The sequence below is a fragment of the Sphingobacterium sp. BIGb0165 genome, from assembly GCF_024810095.1.
Taxonomy (GTDB): Bacteria; Bacteroidota; Bacteroidia; order Sphingobacteriales; family Sphingobacteriaceae; genus Sphingobacterium; species Sphingobacterium detergens.
In genome coordinates this window covers 151,343-171,818 of record NZ_JANUEB010000007.1, presented here as the reverse complement: position 1 = coordinate 171,818, position 20,476 = coordinate 151,343, and the positions used below count along the sequence as shown (strand labels likewise).

General features: G+C 39.4%; 21 protein-coding genes. 9 read left to right on the top strand and 12 right to left on the bottom strand.

What is annotated here, in order from left to right; genetic code table 11:
• Window positions 1–9: 9 nt before the first annotated feature.
• Together M2408_RS17355 and M2408_RS17350 are read left to right on the top strand one after the other, a co-directional pair.
• On the top strand, window positions 10–1,872 hold the full coding sequence (locus M2408_RS17355) for a von Willebrand factor type A domain-containing protein (RefSeq protein ID WP_259183781.1): 1,863 nt from the start codon (window positions 10–12) through the stop codon (window positions 1,870–1,872).
• Between the two features lie 295 nt (window positions 1,873–2,167).
• Window positions 2,168–2,578 (top strand): hypothetical protein, encoded by a 411-nt coding sequence (locus M2408_RS17350; RefSeq protein WP_223580876.1) that lies wholly within the window; start codon window positions 2,168–2,170, stop codon window positions 2,576–2,578.
• A 125-nt stretch (window positions 2,579–2,703) separates the two neighbouring features.
• On the opposite strand, the gene pstB is transcribed toward M2408_RS17350, so the two are convergent.
• The 4 genes from pstB to M2408_RS17330 are packed head-to-tail and all read right to left on the bottom strand — an operon-like array spanning window position 2,704 to window position 6,044.
• Entirely contained in the window at window positions 2,704–3,450 is a 747-nt protein-coding gene (gene pstB, locus M2408_RS17345) for a phosphate ABC transporter ATP-binding protein PstB (protein ID WP_120262084.1), read from the bottom strand.
• The gene (pstA, locus tag M2408_RS17340) at window positions 3,440–4,297 is read right to left on the bottom strand and encodes a phosphate ABC transporter permease PstA (RefSeq protein ID WP_259183769.1); all 858 of its coding nucleotides are present in this window, start codon (window positions 4,295–4,297) and stop codon (window positions 3,440–3,442) included. Before pstA ends, pstB begins: the two co-directional genes overlap by 11 nt.
• Window positions 4,287–5,177 (bottom strand): phosphate ABC transporter permease subunit PstC, encoded by an 891-nt coding sequence (pstC, locus tag M2408_RS17335; RefSeq protein ID WP_120262082.1) that lies wholly within the window; start codon window positions 5,175–5,177, stop codon window positions 4,287–4,289. Before pstC ends, pstA begins: the two co-directional genes overlap by 11 nt.
• A gap of 6 nt (window positions 5,178–5,183) precedes the next feature.
• A complete protein-coding gene (locus M2408_RS17330; protein WP_259183767.1) occupies window positions 5,184–6,044 on the bottom strand; it encodes a PstS family phosphate ABC transporter substrate-binding protein in 861 nt (286 codons plus the stop codon).
• A 258-nt stretch (window positions 6,045–6,302) separates the two neighbouring features.
• Between M2408_RS17330 and M2408_RS17325 the strand changes: the two genes are divergently transcribed.
• On the top strand, window positions 6,303–6,521 hold the full coding sequence (locus M2408_RS17325; RefSeq protein WP_259183765.1) for a hypothetical protein: 219 nt from the start codon (window positions 6,303–6,305) through the stop codon (window positions 6,519–6,521).
• Between the two features lie 42 nt (window positions 6,522–6,563).
• Here the strand turns inward: M2408_RS17325 and M2408_RS17320 are convergent, their stop codons facing one another.
• A complete protein-coding gene (locus tag M2408_RS17320; protein ID WP_259183763.1) occupies window positions 6,564–7,226 on the bottom strand; it encodes a DUF6266 family protein in 663 nt (220 codons plus the stop codon).
• Window positions 7,227–7,557: 331 nt separating this feature from the next.
• The gene (locus tag M2408_RS17315) at window positions 7,558–8,052 is read right to left on the bottom strand and encodes a hypothetical protein (RefSeq protein WP_259183761.1); all 495 of its coding nucleotides are present in this window, start codon (window positions 8,050–8,052) and stop codon (window positions 7,558–7,560) included.
• A 172-nt stretch (window positions 8,053–8,224) separates the two neighbouring features.
• On the opposite strand from M2408_RS17315, the gene M2408_RS17310 reads away from it, so the two are divergent.
• Entirely contained in the window at window positions 8,225–9,271 is a 1,047-nt protein-coding gene (locus tag M2408_RS17310) for a fatty acid desaturase (protein WP_259183759.1), read from the top strand.
• Here M2408_RS17310 and M2408_RS17305 read toward each other — a convergent pair.
• The 4 genes from M2408_RS17305 to M2408_RS17290 all read right to left on the bottom strand — a co-directional run bounded on the left by M2408_RS17305 (window position 9,243) and on the right by M2408_RS17290 (window position 11,922).
• Window positions 9,243–9,746 carry a helix-turn-helix domain-containing protein gene (locus tag M2408_RS17305; RefSeq protein ID WP_259183758.1) on the bottom strand — a complete coding sequence of 168 codons (504 nt, stop codon included), beginning with the start codon at window positions 9,744–9,746 and terminating at the stop codon, window positions 9,243–9,245. The two genes, M2408_RS17310 and M2408_RS17305, sit on opposite strands and share 29 nt — an antisense overlap.
• Before the next feature lie 651 nt (window positions 9,747–10,397).
• Window positions 10,398–11,012 carry a YkgB family protein gene (locus M2408_RS17300; protein WP_259183756.1) on the bottom strand — a complete coding sequence of 205 codons (615 nt, stop codon included), beginning with the start codon at window positions 11,010–11,012 and terminating at the stop codon, window positions 10,398–10,400.
• Between the two features lie 70 nt (window positions 11,013–11,082).
• Window positions 11,083–11,466 (bottom strand): AraC family transcriptional regulator, encoded by a 384-nt coding sequence (locus M2408_RS17295; protein WP_259183754.1) that lies wholly within the window; start codon window positions 11,464–11,466, stop codon window positions 11,083–11,085.
• A gap of 75 nt (window positions 11,467–11,541) precedes the next feature.
• On the bottom strand, window positions 11,542–11,922 hold the full coding sequence (locus tag M2408_RS17290; RefSeq protein WP_259183753.1) for a hypothetical protein: 381 nt from the start codon (window positions 11,920–11,922) through the stop codon (window positions 11,542–11,544).
• Between the two features lie 302 nt (window positions 11,923–12,224).
• On the opposite strand from M2408_RS17290, the gene M2408_RS17285 reads away from it, so the two are divergent.
• The 3 genes from M2408_RS17285 to M2408_RS17275 all read left to right on the top strand — a co-directional run bounded on the left by M2408_RS17285 (window position 12,225) and on the right by M2408_RS17275 (window position 16,604).
• On the top strand, window positions 12,225–12,965 hold the full coding sequence (locus tag M2408_RS17285) for a hypothetical protein (protein ID WP_259183751.1): 741 nt from the start codon (window positions 12,225–12,227) through the stop codon (window positions 12,963–12,965).
• Window positions 12,966–14,679: 1,714 nt separating this feature from the next.
• Window positions 14,680–15,492, top strand: coding sequence for an RNA polymerase sigma factor (locus tag M2408_RS17280; RefSeq protein WP_259183749.1), 813 nt, complete (start codon window positions 14,680–14,682; stop codon window positions 15,490–15,492).
• A 17-nt stretch (window positions 15,493–15,509) separates the two neighbouring features.
• Complete coding sequence (locus M2408_RS17275; protein ID WP_259183747.1) at window positions 15,510–16,604, top strand: hypothetical protein; 1,095 nt, start codon at window positions 15,510–15,512, stop codon at window positions 16,602–16,604.
• Between the two features lie 91 nt (window positions 16,605–16,695).
• Here M2408_RS17275 and M2408_RS17270 read toward each other — a convergent pair whose 3' ends face one another.
• Window positions 16,696–16,878, bottom strand: coding sequence for a hypothetical protein (locus M2408_RS17270; protein ID WP_147420488.1), 183 nt, complete (start codon window positions 16,876–16,878; stop codon window positions 16,696–16,698).
• Between the two features lie 258 nt (window positions 16,879–17,136).
• Here M2408_RS17270 and M2408_RS17265 point away from each other — a divergent pair, with 258 nt between their 5' ends.
• Window positions 17,137–18,024, top strand: a complete 888-nt coding sequence (locus M2408_RS17265) for a sugar phosphate isomerase/epimerase (RefSeq protein WP_120262071.1) — start codon at window positions 17,137–17,139, stop codon at window positions 18,022–18,024.
• 119 nt (window positions 18,025–18,143) lie between these two features.
• Window positions 18,144–18,962, top strand: coding sequence for a universal stress protein (locus M2408_RS17260; RefSeq protein WP_223580857.1), 819 nt, complete (start codon window positions 18,144–18,146; stop codon window positions 18,960–18,962).
• A gap of 15 nt (window positions 18,963–18,977) precedes the next feature.
• Here the strand turns inward: M2408_RS17260 and M2408_RS17255 are convergent, their stop codons facing one another.
• On the bottom strand, window positions 18,978–20,459 hold the full coding sequence (locus M2408_RS17255) for an FAD-binding oxidoreductase (RefSeq protein WP_259183742.1): 1,482 nt from the start codon (window positions 20,457–20,459) through the stop codon (window positions 18,978–18,980).
• Between the last annotated feature and the right edge of the window lie 17 nt (window positions 20,460–20,476).

The following is a 20,476-nucleotide window of genomic DNA, read 5'->3' as shown; positions in this document are numbered from 1 at the left end:
TTGAACGATATGAGAACGATACTTTTTTTAATGAGCATGCTGCTATCCATTGGTGGATATGCAAGCCAACAATACGAAGTGAAAGGAAAGGTGACGGATGCAACGAGCAAATTAGCGTTAAGCGGAGTGGTGGTAACAAATGTGCAGACCAACGAACGCAAATCCACTGACCGTGATGGAAATTATCAGATTCAGGTCACTACAGGTAAGACTACTTTGGAATTCAGCTACCTCGGTTATATTACACAGCGTGTCGAGGTAAAAAGAAAGGGTAAAGTCGATGTCGCAATGGTACAGGATAACCCTACACTGGATGAAGTTGTCGTTATGGGTTATGGTAGAGTTGCGAAAAAAAATACGGCAAATATGATGACTGCCTCTACGGCCTTAGCAGGTCAGACACAAGGGATCTATATTCGTGGAGGGTATACAGCAGACCAAAATCAAGAGTCGTATCAGAAAATCAAGGAAAATAAGTTTATCAATCCAATGAAGGAGCCGTTGTCAACATTTGCTGCAGATGTGGATGCAGCTTCATACAGTAATGTCCGTCGATTTATCAATGCGGGCAGTTTACCCGATAAGGATGCTGTACGTGTTGAGGAGATGATCAATTATTTTCAGTATCAGGTAGCGGGGCCAAAGAATGGCGAACCGGTGAATATTGTTACTGAATTGACCAAAGCACCTTGGAACAATGCACATCAGTTGATGCGGGTGACGTTAAAAGCCAAAGATATCCCGACGGATAAACTCAAAGCCTCCAATTTGGTTTTTTTGATCGATGTCTCAGGATCGATGATGGGACCGGGACGATTGCCTTTGGTGAAATCTTCCTTGAAAATGTTGGTGGATCAACTGCGTGATATTGACCGTGTCGCTATTGTGACCTATGCAGGTTCGGCCGGAGTGAAATTAGAGAGTACAAGCGGTAGTCAGAAAATGAAAATCAAAACAGCCATAGATGAACTTGAGGCTGGAGGAAGTACTGCCGGTGCTGCAGGGATCAAAAAAGCCTATGAGATTGCTCGCCAAAATTTGGTCAAGGGTGGAAATAATCGGATTATCTTGGCTTCTGATGGTGATTTTAATGTGGGCGAGAGCAGTGATGAGTCTATGGAGGAACTGATCAGTAAAGAGAGTAAATCTGGTGTTTTTCTGACTGTGCTTGGCTATGGTATGGGAAATTTGAAAGATAGTAAGATGGAGATCTTAGCAGATAAGGGGCATGGTAATTACGCTTATATCGACAATATTTCCGAAGCTCGGAAAGCCATGGTCACCGAATTTGGAGGAACATTATTTACGGTGGCTAAAGATGTGAAGATTCAGGTAGAGTTCAATCCGAATTATGTACAGGCCTACCGTCTGGTCGGCTATGAAAATCGTTTACTTGAAGCGGAAGATTTCAACAACGACCAAAAGATGGGGGGCGATATGGGCGTAGGTCATGTGGTTACCGCCCTGTATGAGATCGTTCCTGTCGGTGTCAACTCGACAATGGTCGGAACAGTTGATCCGTTGAAATACCAGCAGAACTCAACCAAAAATATCGCCGTCAAAGGAAATGGGGAATTGGCAACAGTCAAATTTCGTTACAAAGAGCCTGATGGTGATAAAAGCAAATTACAGCAACAGGTGGTACAGGCTAAAGTAACCGAGTTGAATAAAGTCAGTGAAGATTTGCGCTTTGCAACTGCTGTGGCCGAACTAGGGATGTTACTCCGTGATTCGGACTTTAAACAACAGGCTAATTTTGATAGTTTGATCGCACGTGCGAAGACTGCAAAGGGAGCAGATGATGAGGGTTATCGTGCCGAATTTATCCGAATGGCAGAAAATGCACGGGATTTAGCGAAAACGAAAATGTAGGGGGGTACAGAGTTAGTGTATTAACAATTAAGTGTTGGGGAAAGGTGGAGAAACAGCTTGGGGTAGTTGATAAACAAAATCGCTGTTCCAGGTTGTTTTATTTTTATGGCTTATTTCGAAATAACACTTGTCGTTTGGTTGGTATTAAATTTGGATAAATAGATTTTGGAAAATAGACAACTGAAAATCGTAAATAAATAGATATTTTTAGGGACAAATAATTGCTTATTTCGCTGTGTGCCGGAATTGATGCTGGTGCAGGCTAATAAAGAATAGACAAATAACACAATTTTGAATGAAAAATTTCCTTTTATGTTGCTTTCTCTTAATAGGGATGGGGATACAATCACAAGGTCAAAATACAGCGCTCAACAAACAGCAGACCATAGCTTACATCAATAAGCTGTACAAGATTGCCTATCGCTATAAAGAAACCAAAATTGACACGGTTACGGTGGACGGAAAAGTCCTGACCGTTTTTCTGTCCACTGGTCAGCATTATAGAAGCGATCTGTCAAAGTCCGAACCACTTGTCATTGCACGGGTAAAATCAGGTTATCAAATCCGTTATAAATCTGCTGCAAATACCGAGGAGATCTTGTGGGCCATTCAAACCGAAGATGATGCCAAACGTTTACAGAAAGCTTTACAGCATTTGATCGGGATACTAAAGACAGAAAAGAAGACTGATCCTTTTGGAAGCTAACGTCGCGTTGTCGTACTGTAGCTAAACTTTTTTTCTAGTATGTCCGGCAAGACACGAACTCGCCGAACATAAGAGAAAGTCTGGGGGCATGCACACAGAAGGTGTGTTTCGGATTGCTGAAGGGGTTAACCAAAATGCCCGCTGATATAATTACGAGTGGTTTCGTGTTGTGGATTGTTAAAAATCTGATGCGTATCTCCTTGCTCTATAATCTCCCCAAGATACATAAAGACGGTTTTGTCGGCGACACGTTGCGCTTGCTGCATATTGTGCGTGACGATGACAATGGTATATTTTTTTTTCAAATGGTGAATAAGTTCCTCGATCTTTAGGGTACTCACCGGGTCTAATGCCGAGCAAGGTTCATCCATCAAAATAATTTCGGGACGGAGGGCTACCGCACGGGCGATACAGAGTCTTTGTTGTTGCCCTCCGGAAAGCCGAGTAGCTGGCTTTTTCAGATCATCTTTTACCTCCTCCCAGATATACGCTTCTTCCAATGCCTTTTGTACGGTTGTCTTATCAGCAATCAGATTGTTGATCTTGAGACCATAGGTAATGTTTTCGTATATGCTTTTGGGAAAGGGATTGGCTTTTTGGAATACCATACCCACACGCTTGCGTAGATCCGTAACCTCTATATCTTTTTGATAGATCTCGCGACCATCCAGTTTGATATGTCCCTCTATTTTGGCTTCTGGATAGAGATCATGCATACGGTTAAAACTCCGCAAAAGGGTACTCTTACCACATCCTGAAGGTCCGATCAGAGCGGTAACTTTATTTTCCTCAAATTCGATATTGATATTTTTCAACACCTGTTTGCTCCCAAACCATAGGTTGAGATTTTCAGTGACCAATTTACTTTTCATTATTTCTAAACTTATATCGAATATAGAAAGCTGTTAAATTCATGAGGAAGACCACAATGATAAGCACCAATGCTGTTCCGTATGCAATAGGTCTGACCTCCTCAATCGACTGATGCTGCGTGGATAACATATACAGGTGATAGGGCAGTGCCATAAACTCCTGATTGAGGTTGCCAAAGGAATTGGTGATATAGAATGCGGCTCCTGTAAATAGTATGGGTGCAGTTTCACCGGCCGCGCGGGAAAGTGTCAGGACAATACCTGTGAGTATCCCCGGTAGAGAAGCTGGAAGTACCACATCTTTGATCGATTCAAATTTGGTGGCTCCTACAGCCAATGCGGCCTCCCGCATGCTTCGTGGAATACGGAGCAGGGCCTCCTCCGTTGTGGTAATGATATAGGGAAGGGACAGCAAGCCCAAGGTCAATCCGGCAGACAAAATCGAGGTGCCGAAATTCAATGCCTGAACGAAGAGTGCCAGACCAAACAGGCCATAGATGATCGATGGAACACCAGATAAATTACGGATGGAAGCCCGGATCGTTCGGGTCAGCCAGGTATTCTCTGCGTATTCGTTGAGATAAATGGCACAACAGATTCCAAAGGGAATGGAAAATAATGCGGTTATCAGGGTCAGAAATACGGTGCCTATAATCGGAGTAAGAATACCTCCCCGTGTCATACCATCGGAAGGTAGCTTGGAGACAAATTCCCAGGATAGCACATGGGAGCCTTTCGTGAAAATATCGTATAGGATCACGCACAAAAAGAAGCATACAAGTCCTGTGGACAGGAGAAGCGTACCCCATTCGACGATTGGTGCCAGTTTTTTAAATTTATGCAGCATGGTATTTTCTAAAGCGGTTGATAAAATATTCACCAATCAGATTGGCCACCAAGGTCATAAAGAATAAGACAATCGCTATGGCAAACAAAGCATAGTAATGTGTGGTCTGATAGGGGACTTCGCCCATTTCGATCGCAATAGTTGCGGTAATGGTTTTGACCGAGTCAAAAAATCCTTTAGGAAATATTGCCGCATTCCCCGTGGCCATCAATACAGTCATGGTTTCGCCGATGGCTCTTCCCAGTCCCAGCATGACGGCGGCAATGATTCCTGGTGCTGCTGCTGGGATCGTGATCTTGCGCAGTGTCTGCCAGCGAGATGCACCGAGACCATAACTCGCTTCGCGGTAAGTCTGCGGTACAGCATGGATGGCATCTTCGGAAATGGTAATGATCGTTGGAAGGGCCATAATGGCCAGTAAGATTGCTCCATTTAATGCATTCAGCCCATTGGGTAGGTTGTTTAGATCCGCTATTCCGGGACCAACCAATACGATCCCCAAAAAGCCGATCACGACCGAAGGAATTGCTGCAAGCATCTCAATGGCTGGTTTTAAGATCGTCTTGAGTTTGGGGCTTGCGTATTCGGAAATAAAAGCTGCGGTACCCACTCCCAGTGGAATGGCAATCAGCATAGCACCCAGAGAAACGATCGAGGTACTTACGATTAATGGCAGAATGCCGTAGGCAGGTTCTGCTGCCGTGGGATTCCATTGGCTTCCGGTGATAAAATCCAATGGCGAAACTTCCAGAAAGAAGGCAATTGCATTGTAAAGCAACATGAAGAAAATACCACCCAAAAGTGCAAGCACCAGATACCCGGTGGACTTGAATATGATTTTGGCGATCTTATCGATGGCGACTCGTTTTTTGTACTGCATGTTATTTTATTGAATAAGGTAATAACCTGAGTTTTCGATGATCTTGGTCCCTTCTCCTTTGGTTTCAAATTGGATAAATGACAGCACTTTGGCCCATGATTTTTCGGGAATAAACTGATAGAGGGGACGTTGAAAAAAATATAATCTATTTTTTATTGCTGTAGGATCTAAGGGTGATATAGCATTGGAATCTGCATCATTTTTGATTTTCAATACTTTGATACCTTTGTTATCCTGAATCTTTTTGGAAATATAACCGGCACCGACATAACCGATACCAGACTTGTCAATTTTGATGGCTTCCAGAATTTGTGCATTTCCGGTCATTTCTTTGGCCTTTTGGCTATAGGCTATTTTTAGCTTCTTGCGAATAAACGAATAGGTTCCCGAACTGCTCTGTCTACCGTATATATTGATCGGAACATCCTGCCCAGAAACAGATTTCCAGTTTTCGACCTGACCGCTCATGATTTTTGAAAGCGTTTTTATATCGATTTCTGTGATCGGATTGTCGCTGTGAACAACAAAAGCGGTGGCATCTTCGGCAAAGACAACGGTTTTCAGGGGCATGTTCTTCTTTTCGAAGAGTGCCTGTTCTTCTTCCGTCAAGGGACGCGATGAGTTGGCGATATCTGCCTGACCATTCAATAGGGAAGTAATACCAAGTCCCGACCCGCCACCGGAGATAGCCATACTGAATGTTGGATCTGTTTTATTGTAGGCCTCGGCTAGATTAACAGCAAGATTCACTTCGGTATCCGAACCTTTCATTTTGATGGTATGATCGGTATTACCGCAGGACCATAACAGGGTACTGAAACCAAGAAGGACAGTAGAAATAAGACGATTGAAAGCCATATCATTCATTCTTACTAAGTTAAACACAAGAGGAATGATTTTGTGTTAGGTTTGTGTTATCTTATTGTGAATTAATATTTTGTAAACACATTACCTGATGTTGGTCGTTGTCAACCGGGGTGATTTATACGGCAAACAGCTAAATAGTGTTAAAGCGTTTTTATAAACTGAAATGAACCACCTATCGCGCTACTGAATCCCTTTGGCGGGAAACCGATCACTTTTTTCTACGAACTTTTCAGCAAGAATGGAAAACGAGCTAGAGCAATGGAGAGGAATATCCAACTTGCGGTTAAGGAGAGCAAAATAGACAGTGTCTTTAATAGAAATGCTGTTAAAATGAGTATCACCATAAAAGACGAGGATATTACGACTTTTATGGAAGCCTACAGGTCAACTTTTGAACAGGTGCAATCCTGGAATACGTATGATCTGTACCTTTATATGCAGAAGAATTATGAATCATTTACTGTGAAACGAGAATAGCAATCCTGTTTATCGTCATAAGGTATTTGGCATAAAGTTCCATCATTCTTTCTCTACTGTTACTATACCCAGATAAACGCTGTTCATACTACGATTGCTGCCATCTGTTGCTGCAAAACCGAGATAGAGATGAAAAATTGAGCTTTCACTGACCTTAGGTAGATCAATCAATTGAGATCTATATTCGATAGAATTGCCCAATGATACTCCAGTGGCATGGTTTTTCGGATCCTCAGGCAATAAGAGTATTATGCTTCTAAAGTCACTAAGCTCATGGTGCAGCAATTCTTTCGTTATGTTGAGTTCCCATTTGATATCGAGCTTGTCATTTACGATCTCGGTGGATGTGGAAACGATAATATCTTCCAGTCCTCTACTGATCGCAAATTTTTCATAATTGATTGCAGGCCCCTGTGTATCCATGAGGACAGCATGTTCAAGATGATAGGACATCGCCGCATTAAATGCGGTCATATTTTCTTTATATCGCTGAAAACCTAAGCGGAAAAATTTTGTGAATTGACCCAGGAAAGCCTGTGTAAAGGCAAATTTACTTCTATTTTTATTTTCACTGTCAGATAGTTTTCTTCTTTTCTTGACTTTAGGAAGCGAACGTACATAGGTGATATCCTTCCATTTGCAAAACACGACAGCGCCAACCTTTCCGGATGGAGCGCCGTTTGCTCCATTATTTACTCGTGCCATAAATTCATTTATAATTTGTTTGACTCTTTTAACAGACAAGTAGGGGGAAAGTTTGCTTCAAGCAGTGTACTTAATGTAAATTAACTGATATAAAACAGGGGTATAACAGGGAGATTATACGCTTTTATTCGAATGAGGTCCGGGTAAAGTCCGAATGAGGTCCGTATGAAGTCCCTATTAAATGAAAGTTAGGCCCCTAGTTGGCCCCTAGTTAAAGACAAGTATTAGTATTGAATGGGAGAGGGCTGCGGCTTGTGATTAGTACAAAAAAAAACAGGCATTTCGCCTGTTTTATATAAAATGAAATCGTAATGAATATCGTTCAGATTGATTAAAATAAGAGTATTGCGAAGATGGGGATAAGTGCGACCATTGAATACATCACCGCAACTCTTTTTTGGAGATATAGGCTAATAGATAACAATAATTCACTGTTTTCAATACTCTCTATTGTTCCGCCATTCCCCATGACAGAAGGACTTACTTCAACAATTTGTCCTTGTTCGTCTTCGATTTTCCAGGCCGACATCCACATATTCCGTGTACTCCACTTGTATTTTTTGTCAATTAGACTAATGGTTGCTCCCCCTGTCCAGTTGTTGTATTCGATGTCACCGATCAGTTCACCCTGTTTATTGCGTATTTCAGTATATGGGTTGAAAAGACCTTTATTTTTAAAACTATATTGATCTGAGCGGATAGAGACATTGGCATCTAGTGTCCAGTCATTGGATTCCAATGAGCCGATCAGGGTATCATTGTTATATAACTTTGATTTATTTCCCAATAAATTGTTTTTCCAGCTGTAAATAGATCGCTTTTCCATAATTGTCTAGTTTAATATGTTTATTTTTCAAATTAGTATAGGTGTAGGGAACTATGTTACAGATTTTTTTTTAAATGTGATAAATATCTTGTAGTCATCCACATTCTAAAGGAAAGAGCTGCAGTGATGTCCGGTAAAAAAACTGTATTTTTGTCTTTAAAATCACATTACATTGACACATCAACAAAAGTCGAGTCAGATCCGAAAGGAAATAAATCTGTCCTATCAACAGCTTAAAGGGGCTTATCCCATATTAAAACTTCAGAATAGTATCGGATTGGCTATATTTTTAATTGCTATTGTCGCTATCCTTGCCGTATCGATAGGCTGGTACAAAACGCTTGTTCCGACTTGGCTTATGATTATTGCGAACGCTTTTTTTATGAGGGTTCTTCATGAAATCGAGCATGATCTTATTCATTGGCTTTATTTTAAGAAGCAGAAGACCGTACATCATTTTATGCTTTTCACCGTTTGGATCTTGCGTCCGCTGACAGTCAACCCTTGGATCCGACGGACCCTACACCATCATCATCATAAATTTTCAGGAACATTACACGATGTGGAGGAACGTAGTGTGACCAATGGCGAACGTTGGACCATAAAACGTCTGTTGACAACGCCCGATGTTGTTTTGGGTGGACTGCTGCGTTTGCATCGTATGTTTAGTGATATGGATCGAGAAGTCAAGAATGGCAACTTGAAGGTGGAGATATCATCAAAATTGAAACAGATCATGTTCTTGAGCATTGTTCCAGTGACGATTTTTGCACATGTCATCTTATATTTCTTCTTTGCGGATGCGTTATTGGATTGGTTGAATGGATATTCTGTCTTGGATTTGAGTTTTCCACACTATGTGGATAACATGTTGATAAGTCTAAATGTGATTATTTATACGATCCTGTTGCCTAATTTACTGCGGCAGTTCTGCTTGCATTTTATCACTTCCAATATGCATTATTTCGGTGACGTGGAGGAGGGGAATGTGATCGAGCAGACACAGGTTCTCAACATCTGGTGGACTTACCCCATGCAATTATTCTGTTTCTTTTTTGGCTGGACACATAGTATTCATCACTTTGTCGTCAATGAAACTTTCTATGTACGTCATATCGGTCGTAAGAAAGCACAGGAGGTGTTGAAAAAGTACGGTGTTCGATTTAATGATTTGGGCACTTTTAAAAGAGCTAACCGTTTTCGGGAGTTTTCGAAGTAAGGTCACCTTTCTTTCGGTATTCTTTATAGTTGCCTTGTTGTTCATAAGTAAGTGCACCTTCTTCACAATAAGCGGAAAGGTATACGGAGAACTTGTTGCTTTGACTTTTATCAATCTCCAATTCATTTAGAACCTCTGCAACGCGTTTGGGACGATGAAAGAAATTGGAGTGGTAAACCAGCTGATCTAGTTTCTTATTGATCGAGATTCTTTCTTGCACATCAGGGGAGAGTGAATAGGGCGGATTGAATATAATATCGTCCTGAAAGAAAACTTTGGGTTGGATTTCTAGGCTATGACACAGTAACAGGAAGTTGGTCATGGTAAGATCTCGCCCCTTTTCTATGCCATTTAAGGTTCCTGTGGAAATGCCTGTCAGGTTTGATACATCTCTCAAAGAATAATAGAGTTCATTACGCTTTGTGCGAAAGCGTAAACCAATCCATTCCAGTCTGTGTTTGTTATCGTCCGTCATGTAACGAATTGAATAACAATTTGTGCAAAATATAGTTTATTATTTTGTTTAAAAATTTGCAATTATATTTTTTTTCTCTATATTCGCTATAACATGTCATTAAAAGAATGTGTTATATTGAAATTGATTTTTATGTATATTGTTTAATTTTTTTGTTTTAATTTGTATTATTTATAAATATTTATTCTTTTATTGATATTTTGTTGAGGTTGTGTTTTCTTTTTATCAATGTGTTTAAAAAATTGCAAAATAGCCCTATATCCATGTTCTAGCGATGATCTAGCGCATACCAATGAAAAATAAATTAAGATAAAAGTCGACTTACCCAGCTTCGGTTTTCAAAAGAATCCGTCAAGTTCCGCCGAGGCTGCGGTAAGTTGCGTGAAAAAGTAAAAATTGCAATGCTTGGTTGCATACTGACTTACCTAGCTTCAGAACCCAGGTAATCCGTCAATTTCTATCGGAGCCGAGGTAAGTAGCTTGAAAAGTAAAAAAAGTAGCACTCGCAGCGGCTTACCCAGTCTCGGGTCCCATAAGAATCTATCGAAGTTCTTCCAAGGCTGAGGTAAGTTACTTTTTTCTCTTTTGATGATTCTTGTAATCACCCTATTTTTGGTATCCAAGTGTTCCTTTTACGCCAGAACCATCAAGTTAGAAGGTGGATTTATTGGCCAGTATGCGCTTTGCGCTATCGGAAGCAATGAGCATCCCTGTTGCTAGCATAATAACATCTTTTATTACCAAACGGCCTGCTGCGGATAGGTAAGGAAAGCCAACATTTGGCGAAGGGAAATCACCATCTAGTTTTGGTACAAAGGTCTCAGGTGTGGTTATGAGAAATGTTAGTGTCACGATGGACATCCCTATCGTAAAAATGGCGCCCCATAAACCTATTTTTGGAAACCAGATTCCCAATAAAGTCATCGAACCGATGACAACAATCACAAAACCCAACAGATAAGCAAAGGTATATGTCCCGTTTTGCTGATGCCAGCTCATGTTTTTCTTCACCATCAGGCCTTCTGGATTTTTGAATAGCTGATATTCGGGAACTAGTTTTCCATTTTTATCCTCGGCATATTTTCCGGTGTTGTGGTAAAAGAAATTCATAAAGGGACTATTGATGACAAATGGTACAACACCATCTGCTTCGTATTGATACACTTTTAAACCACCTATCCAGGCCATGACGATAAATATCGCGATGCGGGCAAAATTGATAAAGCTGTTTTGGCTTGTGGCGAGCATGTTTACTATTTTTTCCATCTTACTTTATTGATTTAAGGATAAAGCAAAATTAGATAGGATTAGGTAGTCAAAACATGGACAAATAAGTTTATAACATAGACTTTTTAGCAACAATAGAGAGTCCAACCTCTTCGCGAAAGACCTTAGGGGATACACCAGTCATCTTTTTGAAAAACCTACTGAAATAAAATTCATCCAGATACTGTAGTTCAGCCGCAATTTCTTTGATGCTCTTTGGGGTCAAGTGGAGAAGCCTTTTGCTTTCGAGCACAATACGTTCTTGAATAAGTGTGGAGGGGGATTTACCCCATTTCTGTTTCACTTTTTTTGTGAAAGCGGTTGAACTCAGATTGTAATATTCTGCATAAAAAGATACACTTTTATGTGTTTTGTACTCATTCTCCAAAAGTTGTTCAAAACCATCGATAGGATCTTTGCGTGATGTGATTGGCAAGGATAGTTTATTGGTCAATATTTTCTGCTTGCTTGCAATGGCAAGGATGAGCTGCAGATAGGTCTTTGTAATTGCCTGATCAAAGGAAGCGTGTTAATATTTTAAATGATCTATTTTGTCTATGATCTCAGCAATCTCCTGAAAAGCATCTTGCGTCAATGCGACATGTGGTTGCTGGTAGATGTTGTTGAATAATAAGCCATTACAAGCTACCTCATCCTTATGATACTCGATGCAATAGAAATCGCCATGAAATTTTAAAACCATCGTATGGTCAGGCAATTTTTCTTGAACTGAAAACAGTTGAAAAGGGGATAGAAATAAAATGCTTTTCGCAACAGATCGATAAGGCACCAGGTCTATCGAAAAATAAAGTTCATGTTCCATCAAAATAATGAAGTAGAATGGTTCTGTCAATTCCAACTGTGTGGACAGGATCTCCGGGATTCCAACTTGAATAAGTGAAGACGTCATAGCAGTAAAATACAAAATTTTTATTTAGGGGCTTTATGTTATATAGTCGTCATCATGTAATATTCATAAATTCGATGCCTCCATTTGTTTATAAATAGCTGAGCTGTTAAAGGTATTTCAATATATCGAATGAATATTCCTTTAAAACGAATTATAAAAAGGGGTTGTCGAATATAAAATGAAACATCATACAAGCTAGGAAAAATACTAGATTTAAGATGGATTTATGCTTTGAATACAAAAAAATAAGAAATATTGATGAGTTGATATACGATTTAATAAACTATCCAATAGAAGAAAGAATGAAAAACATACGCCTATTGCTGTTCCTGGTTTTTATCGTACAGTCCTGTGAAAACAGCGTGCAAAAAATAACCACGAACGGAGCGCAAAAAACGCTGGAAGCCGGAAAAAGACAAGTTCAAGAGGATAGCGGTTACGTAAAAATAGAAACGGATGAAGAAAGAATAAAGGGTGAGGAAATCGCAGGCAGCTTATCATCGAAGTTTGATGATGATACTATTCCTGATCATTTCAAAATCGTAAAAAATGAAGATGAAATCGTCCAATCTTTTCTTTCAGCTAACCTATCCGCGATAAAAAAAGAAGTCAATATAAATATTCTGAATAATAGTATTTTATATAATAGGGAGGGCGTCGATTATTGGACGTTTTTTAAATTCATAAACAATAAGATCCTTGAAATAAGAGTTGAATATCCGGATCAGAAATCGGTACCGAATATATCTGGAGAGAGGAAAGATTTGGTTGAAAGAATAAAATATCGATTTAATGTCGAGAACCGCAGGATTCAAATTATAGGCTATGATCTGAGTTATCGGAAAGACGCAGTCTTCATGACAAAATCTATCAATTTCATTACCGGAAAATATATCGTTATCCGGAAAGAAAAAGGGAACAAAGATGTTGTTACTGATGGCTGGTCTGCAGAATTTGAAAATGCGATCTATATCGAAGACTGGAATTTACCATTTTTGCGGGATAAGATCTTTTGGGTAGGGAACGACATGGAACCGAGTTAAAACCAATTTATTGAATACTAATAGGTCTCAATTTTATAGGTTCTGAGAACTATTCTCTTGTATTTTCAAAACTTGATTGGCGGTAATTTGGCTATTTGGGATCTGTTTTTGGATAGGATCTCGTCCTATTTGTATCCTATTATAAATATTAGTGATAATATATTTGCGCAAAAAATGTATTTAATTTAATAAATATATTTGTGTATATAATTTTAAAAAATTATATTTGTATTAACGATAGCCGATAACTAAATATGAATAACAGCGATGTTCTATTAAATAGGGATAATTGTTGTTGAGTGATTAAAATCTAATACATGAGAAAACTAAATCATAAAAATATTGTAAAGTCTCCAGAATAAAATTGAATTCGATTTTATAGACTTGTATCTAATGTCCTATGTTGATAAACTCTATTATTGGCTTGTAGCTGCCGCTTAAAGCATAGGATGAATAAAAAAAGTAAATTATTCGAAAGATTGAAATGGACTCTGTTTTTGAGTTTGTTTAGATTTTATTTTGCGCAAAATAATGTATTATTTTACGATATTGTTTTGTGTAAATGATGTGAACGTTCTTTGACTTATTGGTATTGAAATAAGGAGGATTAAAAATATAGACTGATCAGATTCTTGATGATCGGTTCGATTATGAAATGAGGCTTCTTGTTAAGCCGTAGGGTGAGCGCAAAAGGCGACTCACTAAATACCCTTTTTAATAAAGATATTATGTGTCCTAACAACTGGATTTTTTGTTGGCCATTGATGCTGTGCTTTGGTTTATAGGAAGATATGGTGCAGTAGGTTGTAAGATACTATAAAATGTAGGCTATCTGCAGCTCTTTGTAATGTCATTCATTGGGAACAGATTGTTAGACGCTATGAAATGTCGGGTATTTACAACAAATTAGTATTTAATTGTTCGAAACGCTCCTCTCTTTGTTGTAAGACTATGAAATGCAGTTCATTTACAATCACCCAGAGCCGAGTTGTTTAAGATCATAGTTGTAAAAGACAATAAAACTAGGGTATAAACGACTAAAGGCACTTTTTCGATTCTTTTGATCTGGGCTGTTACAGCCAGTAAATCTACTACGATTTGACCCGATCTATACCAACGATATTTTCCAAAATCAATAATAAAATTATATTGAGGCATCTTGTTATGCCATAGGGTGAGCGTAAATGAGACTCACTAAATACCCTTTTTAATAAAGATATTATGTATCCTAATAGCTGGATTTTTTAGAATAGAAGCTGATTTATGTTTTGGTTTGCAAGGAAATAGGGTTAGGTAGGTTGTTAGATGCTATGAAATGTAGGGTATCTGCAACATACATTACGTTGGTCAAATGGAAAGTTTTGTTGTTAGAGACTTTGAAATGTAGGGTATCTACAACCTCCGGCTCCAGAGTAATAAAATAGTTAAGGGTGTTAGGTATTATGAAATGTTGGGTATCTACAACTCGGTGTCTTCATACCAAATGAAAAATTGAGGTGTTAGGTACTATAAAACCTAAGGTATCCACAACAGTATCACCTGTAATAAAGTTTTTTGTTGTGATACAAAGACATTTCCCTAGCAATCTTCCCATTCTCAATACCAATAAGCTTTTACCATACCATGCTATAAACTTACCTCGCTCCAGTTCCCACAAAATCCGCCAGAATTACTGGGGCGCTGGTAAGTAATTTTACTAACTATATAAACAATTATGAAACTTCTTGTACGTAATGAGGACGCAAAAAATGCGCTCCAATGCCTTCATAATGGCAATGAAAATGGACTGAAATTCTTCTACCAAAGATTCTACGACTACTTCCGCTTTCGTGCCCACCGTGCAACAGATGACGAATGTACCGGAGAAAGTATTGCACAGGAAGCCTTTCTCAGACTCTGGCTATTCCGTGAAAATGTGAATTCCGAAACCGAACTGTTCGAATTCCTTAAATCTCAGGTCAAATCCGCCATCAACGCCTTCTTCCAAAAATCACGCAATAGGTTTCACCGTAGCCTCCTCCGATTGGATGGTATCGAAGATTATCAGGAGTTTCTGCTGGGATATGAACTCGAAGAAGAGCCCGAAGTGGATATCCTCTATCTCGAACAACTGGAACAGGAGAAAAAAGAGAAACTAAAACAACTCAACCAAATCCTGCCCAACCTCAACAACGATCAACAGCTCTTCATTCGACTCTGTCTTAAATATAGTTTTAACTATGAACGTATCTCTTACCACATGGGGGGAATATCGGATTATGAAGTCAGCCTCCGTGTAGAGAAAACCATCGAATTTCTCCGCTCCATCTTTAATAACCAAGAGAAAATGCAATTGATAGCCAAACCCGCTGAATTTAAATTAAACAACGAAATGACAGCCGAAGAAGCGGAGATATTCCGCATGCGCTATGAACTGCAGTATTCATTTGATCAGATTTCCGAAGCACTGCAATTGGATGGGGGACAGGTGCGGAAATTATTTATCAATGCACATGCAAAAATTAAGGCTCCAAAGAAAACAGCATAACTAAATAAACGAAAGATATGGCTACCGATACAATGGTATTAACCCGCAAAATCCAGGTATTCGTGGACTGCGATGACAAGGAAAAACGATCTGAATATTTTAAACAACTTTTTGAATGGCAGGATGTCGTTTTCCGTGGTGCCAATATGGTCATCACGCATCAATATGTGCAGGAAAATCTGAAAGATCTGATTTACCTGAAAGAGGATGTCAAAGTGAAATTGGCAGATCATGCCAAAGATGAAGCGGGGATACTCAATACTTCCCGCATGAATACCACCTATCGCCTGCTATCCGCTTACTTCAAAGGACAGATTCCAACGGATATCTTGTCGCATATAAATACTGCCTTAATAAAATATTTTCAGGCAGATCGCCTGGCCTATTGGAAAGGAGAGAAATCGCTCCGCAACTATAAAAAAGATATGCCGATCCCTTTTTCTGGTAAACAGGTTAATTTCAGCAAAGATGAGAATAATAGAGATTTTAGATTCACACTATTCAAAATACCGTTTCGAACTTACCTCGGCAAAGACCGATCGGATAAAAGGGTGCTGCTGCAACGGGCATTGGTGGGGCAGATTAAAGTCTGTAGCAGCGCAATTAAGATTGTTAAAGGCAAAATATTACTACTGCTGGCGCTCGAACTTCCAAAGAAAATCCAAGAACTGAAAGGACATGTAATCGCGGAGGCTTCACTGGCAATTGAACACCCCATCTCGGTTATCGTAGGTAAAGAGTCCTTTCAGATCGGTAACAAAGAAGAGTTCCTCTACCGACGGATGGCCATTCAGGCCGCCCGCCATAGATTGCAAAAGGCCTCAGCTTTCAATAAAGGTGGACGCGGAAGGAAGCGGAAAATGAAAAGCCTGGAACATTATAACGATAAAGAGAAAAATTATGTGGACAGTAAACTCCACTTATATAGCCGGCGATTGATTGAACTATGTGTCAAAACGCAAGCCGGAACACTTTTATTAGTCAATCAATCGAATAAAGAGGAACTGGCCAAAGATGATGAATTTTTATTGCGCAACTGGAGCTATTATGGCCTCATCGAAAAGATTAAATACAAAGCTAAAATGGTGGGAATTAACGTTATTGTTGAATAATTGTTTCAGTTTTATCAGCCCGTAGACTGATAAAACTGAAATATTCTGATTGGATAGCTGTTTATTTCATGACCAATGGACTGCTCCATATTTAATGTGAACTCATAAAATAATAGATCAAATAAAATACAATCAGCACACAAACGGCAATAATAATCGTTCGTTTGATATTGCGACCGGCAGGTGCATCATCTTTTTCTTCAACGGCTATCGGAGGTAATTTTTCCTCCTGCTTCTCATTGCTATGTTCTGGGGTGTTGAATTGATTTTCCATCTTTTTTTTGTTGTCTCTGCCAATAGAACAAGTTTGAGCTGCAAATCGTTTAAAATGTTCGATTTTCGAGTTGAAAGAAGACTGCTGCTAACCTTCAAAAACGTGAGGATGTGAATAAATAAAAAACCAAAACGTTGTGTTTTTTAACGGATTTGCATACATTGCAGCTGCACTTAACACGAATAAACCTAAACAACCCGTAAACTGATGTTTACAATAGCTTTCGTGTTGGATAGGTCTATAGAATAAATAAAACTCATGAAAAGAAGAACACTCATCGGATCTTTAATGGCTGGCTGTATGCTATTGGCCATCAATCCGACTTTTGCGCAACAAAAAGCCGCAAAAAAAGAAATTGGTCTACAGTTATACTCTGTACGTGAAGAAATCAGCAAGAACCCGAATTTCGATCAAATTCTACAAAAGATCGCTGCGCTTGGTTATACTGGAGTGGAAGCTGCTGGTTATAAAGATGGTAAACTGTACAACCTGAGCCCACAGGAATTTAAAGCCAAAGTGGAAAAAACAGGAATGAAGGTATTGTCGTCCCATGCGACAAAAACATTGTCTGCACAGGAACTTGCATCTGGAGATTTCTCCGAATCCCTAAAATGGTGGGACGAATGTATCGCTGCCCACAAAGCTGCCGGTATGAAATACATTGTAACTCCTTGGATGGATGTGCCTAAGACGCTCAAAGATCTTGAAACGCAATGCCGCTATTTGGATGCTGTAGGTGCAAAATGCCGCCAACAGGGAATATTGTATGGATACCACAACCATGCACACGAATTTAAAAAGGTAGAGGATAAAGTGATGTTCGATTACATGTTGGAGCATACCAATCCTGAAAATGTGTTTTTTGAAATGGATGTTTACTGGGCAGTAATCGGAGATGTAAGCCCTGTGGATTATTTCAACAAGTACGCAGGCAGATTTAAAGCTTTACATATCAAAGACCACCGTGAAATCGGTCAAAGTGGAATGGTTGGGTTTGATGCGATCTTTAACAATGCTAAAACAGGTGGACTGAAATATCTTTTCGTTGAATTGGAAGATACACGCAATGATATTTACACAGGCCTTGAGCAAAGTATCGACTACCTGAAAAAGGCTTCTTTTGTAAAAGATAGCTATTCAAAATAGCTGTAAAATCGGGAGAAAATTGACGATGCTGAGACAATTGTCCGGTTGACAGATTTATTATTTTTCGGTAACTTGATCGTATTAATAAGGAATTGTTTAATCGTATTAAATCGGATCATATGAAACGGATTATTGTTGCTACAGACTATGCTGAAGAGGCAGAACATGCCTTGAATTTTATACTGGAAGTTTTTGCAGGTAAAGAATATGAGATTGTCTTATTTTCTCTCCAGAACCCTTCCATCCATGCGATGAATGCACGTCTTTCTCCCGATTCTATGTTCAAAATTTTTGAACATCAAAACAAGATTTTAAAACATAAAGCGGAGGCTATTACCCAGCAGAGTGGGGTGCCCGCTGTCCCTTATCTGGCTACTGGTTTGTTCTACGATCAGATTACAAAATGTATTCAGGAAACCGGTGCCGATCTACTGGTCATGGGTATGGCCAAACGGTCGTTTGACCAGGATATGTTGGGCAATACAACGACCGCAGCCATCAGTAGGCTAAAAATTCCTATTCTCTCTGTACCATTGGGAGCACAATTCACCGGCCTAAAACATATTCTCTTTGCCTGCGACATCGTTCGTGGTGTCCAAAAAGAGATCCTAGAAAAAGTTAAAGATTTTGCAACTGACTTTAATGCTGTCTTAGAGGTGCTCAATATCCGTAAAACCGTCGAACAGCTAAACGAGGAAAAAGGTAGTGCTACCCGCGAAGCCATCAACGATGTGATGGGGATCGTCAGCTATTACTATAAAAATGTAACTTCAAATGAAGTGGTGAAAGCTATTCGTGATGAGGTCAAGGAAAGCCATACGGACCTATTGGTTATGATTCCTTATAAATATGGTTTCTGGAGCTCGTTGACACATCGCAGCAAAACACGGATGATGGCCTCTGGCCTCGATGTTCCATTGCTGACAATATCAATATAGCTCAATATCTGGCGGTTATTTATAGTGCCTATAAAATTTGTTGTTGAAGAGTTCCGACGGGTCGTATTTTGTTTTGGTCCTGAAAAAACTGTCTGCTTTTGGATAGACTTTCCTCATTTTGTCTTTTGTGATGTGTAAACGATAAGGAAGATAATAGGTTCCTTCATTTTTAATAGTTGCATCAACCAAAAGATCTGTGAGTGTCTGCATCTCGGCTTCTTGCTGTGCTGTTTTTTTCTGATTAAACAGTAGTACGAAACCGAAAACATCTTCCTGGGCATAGTTTAGGTAAGCATCATCGTCCCGATTGACCGCACGGATTGTAATATTTAGTAGATCTAGCTTTGATTTTAATAAAATAGGTTTTATATCCTGAATGAATTTCATGAAATTTCGTTCAGGAATAAAATATTCGTGGAGCAGATCTGTCGATGTGGTATCTTTATTTTCAATCAAAGAGACTTGGCTATCCATGATCTCATTTCTGGTGAAGGTAAGATGCCTTGCCGGAATAGCAGAGGATGTCTCAAGGTCCCAGCGGAGCCGCTTTCCATATTCGCTATTGACGCTACCCCGAAATATCAGTCTCTTGGTTTCTTCCGTTTTCTTGCTCTGTTGAGACAGCTGTATCGGTTGTTCTGCCGTCTGCTCAAAATAGTTGAGCGTAGCCTCCGCTAGAAAATTCTTGTTGGATACGCGTAACCGACCAAAAACTAGATCGACCTTCGGGTTGTCAAGAATATATTTTTTATAGTATTTCGTGTAATTTTCGGGCGCTAAATTGATGTAATGAAATTTTAAAGATTGATTATTGACGACTTTAAGTTTCACGTCGAGTATAATACCAAATAAGCCATATCCACCAATCACATGATGAAAAAGTTCGCTATTTTCTTTCCTACTGCAAAGGAGCACCTGACCTTTGGCATTCATTAATGTAAAGGAATGTACACTGGACGCTAAAGGTGGCGAATTTTTTTGCCATCCATGTCCATTTACACTGAGCGAGCCTCCAATAGAAAAAGAACTAAATGCTTGCATCACCGCAATTGATTTGCCATAATGATCTAAATAGTGAATAGCATCTGACCAAAGTGCTCCCGAACCGACTGTCAGTATATTTTCAACAGTATCCAGATCCATGTGGTTGTAAGGGAGCATATTGACTACAATTCCATCGGGATACATCGTATGCCCACCCATACTGTGACGCGCCCCTGCGACGGAGATTTTTAAGCCCTTGGCATTTGCATACTGCAGAATTTGCCGCAATTGATTTTCGATCGCTGACCTGTCTTTTGGAATGGCAATGATGGTGTCGACTTTGGTTGGGTTTAAGGTACTGGCATCATCCACATAATGAGGCGGAAGTGTCCTGTGAATGTCTGTTTCTCCCCATTTTGTTCTAAGAATATGGACAATTGGAAATGCAATAATGCCAAGAACAATAACTATAATAACGAATGAAAAAAGTTTGTTTTTTTTAGTTACACGCATTGGCTTTGATCAATTAG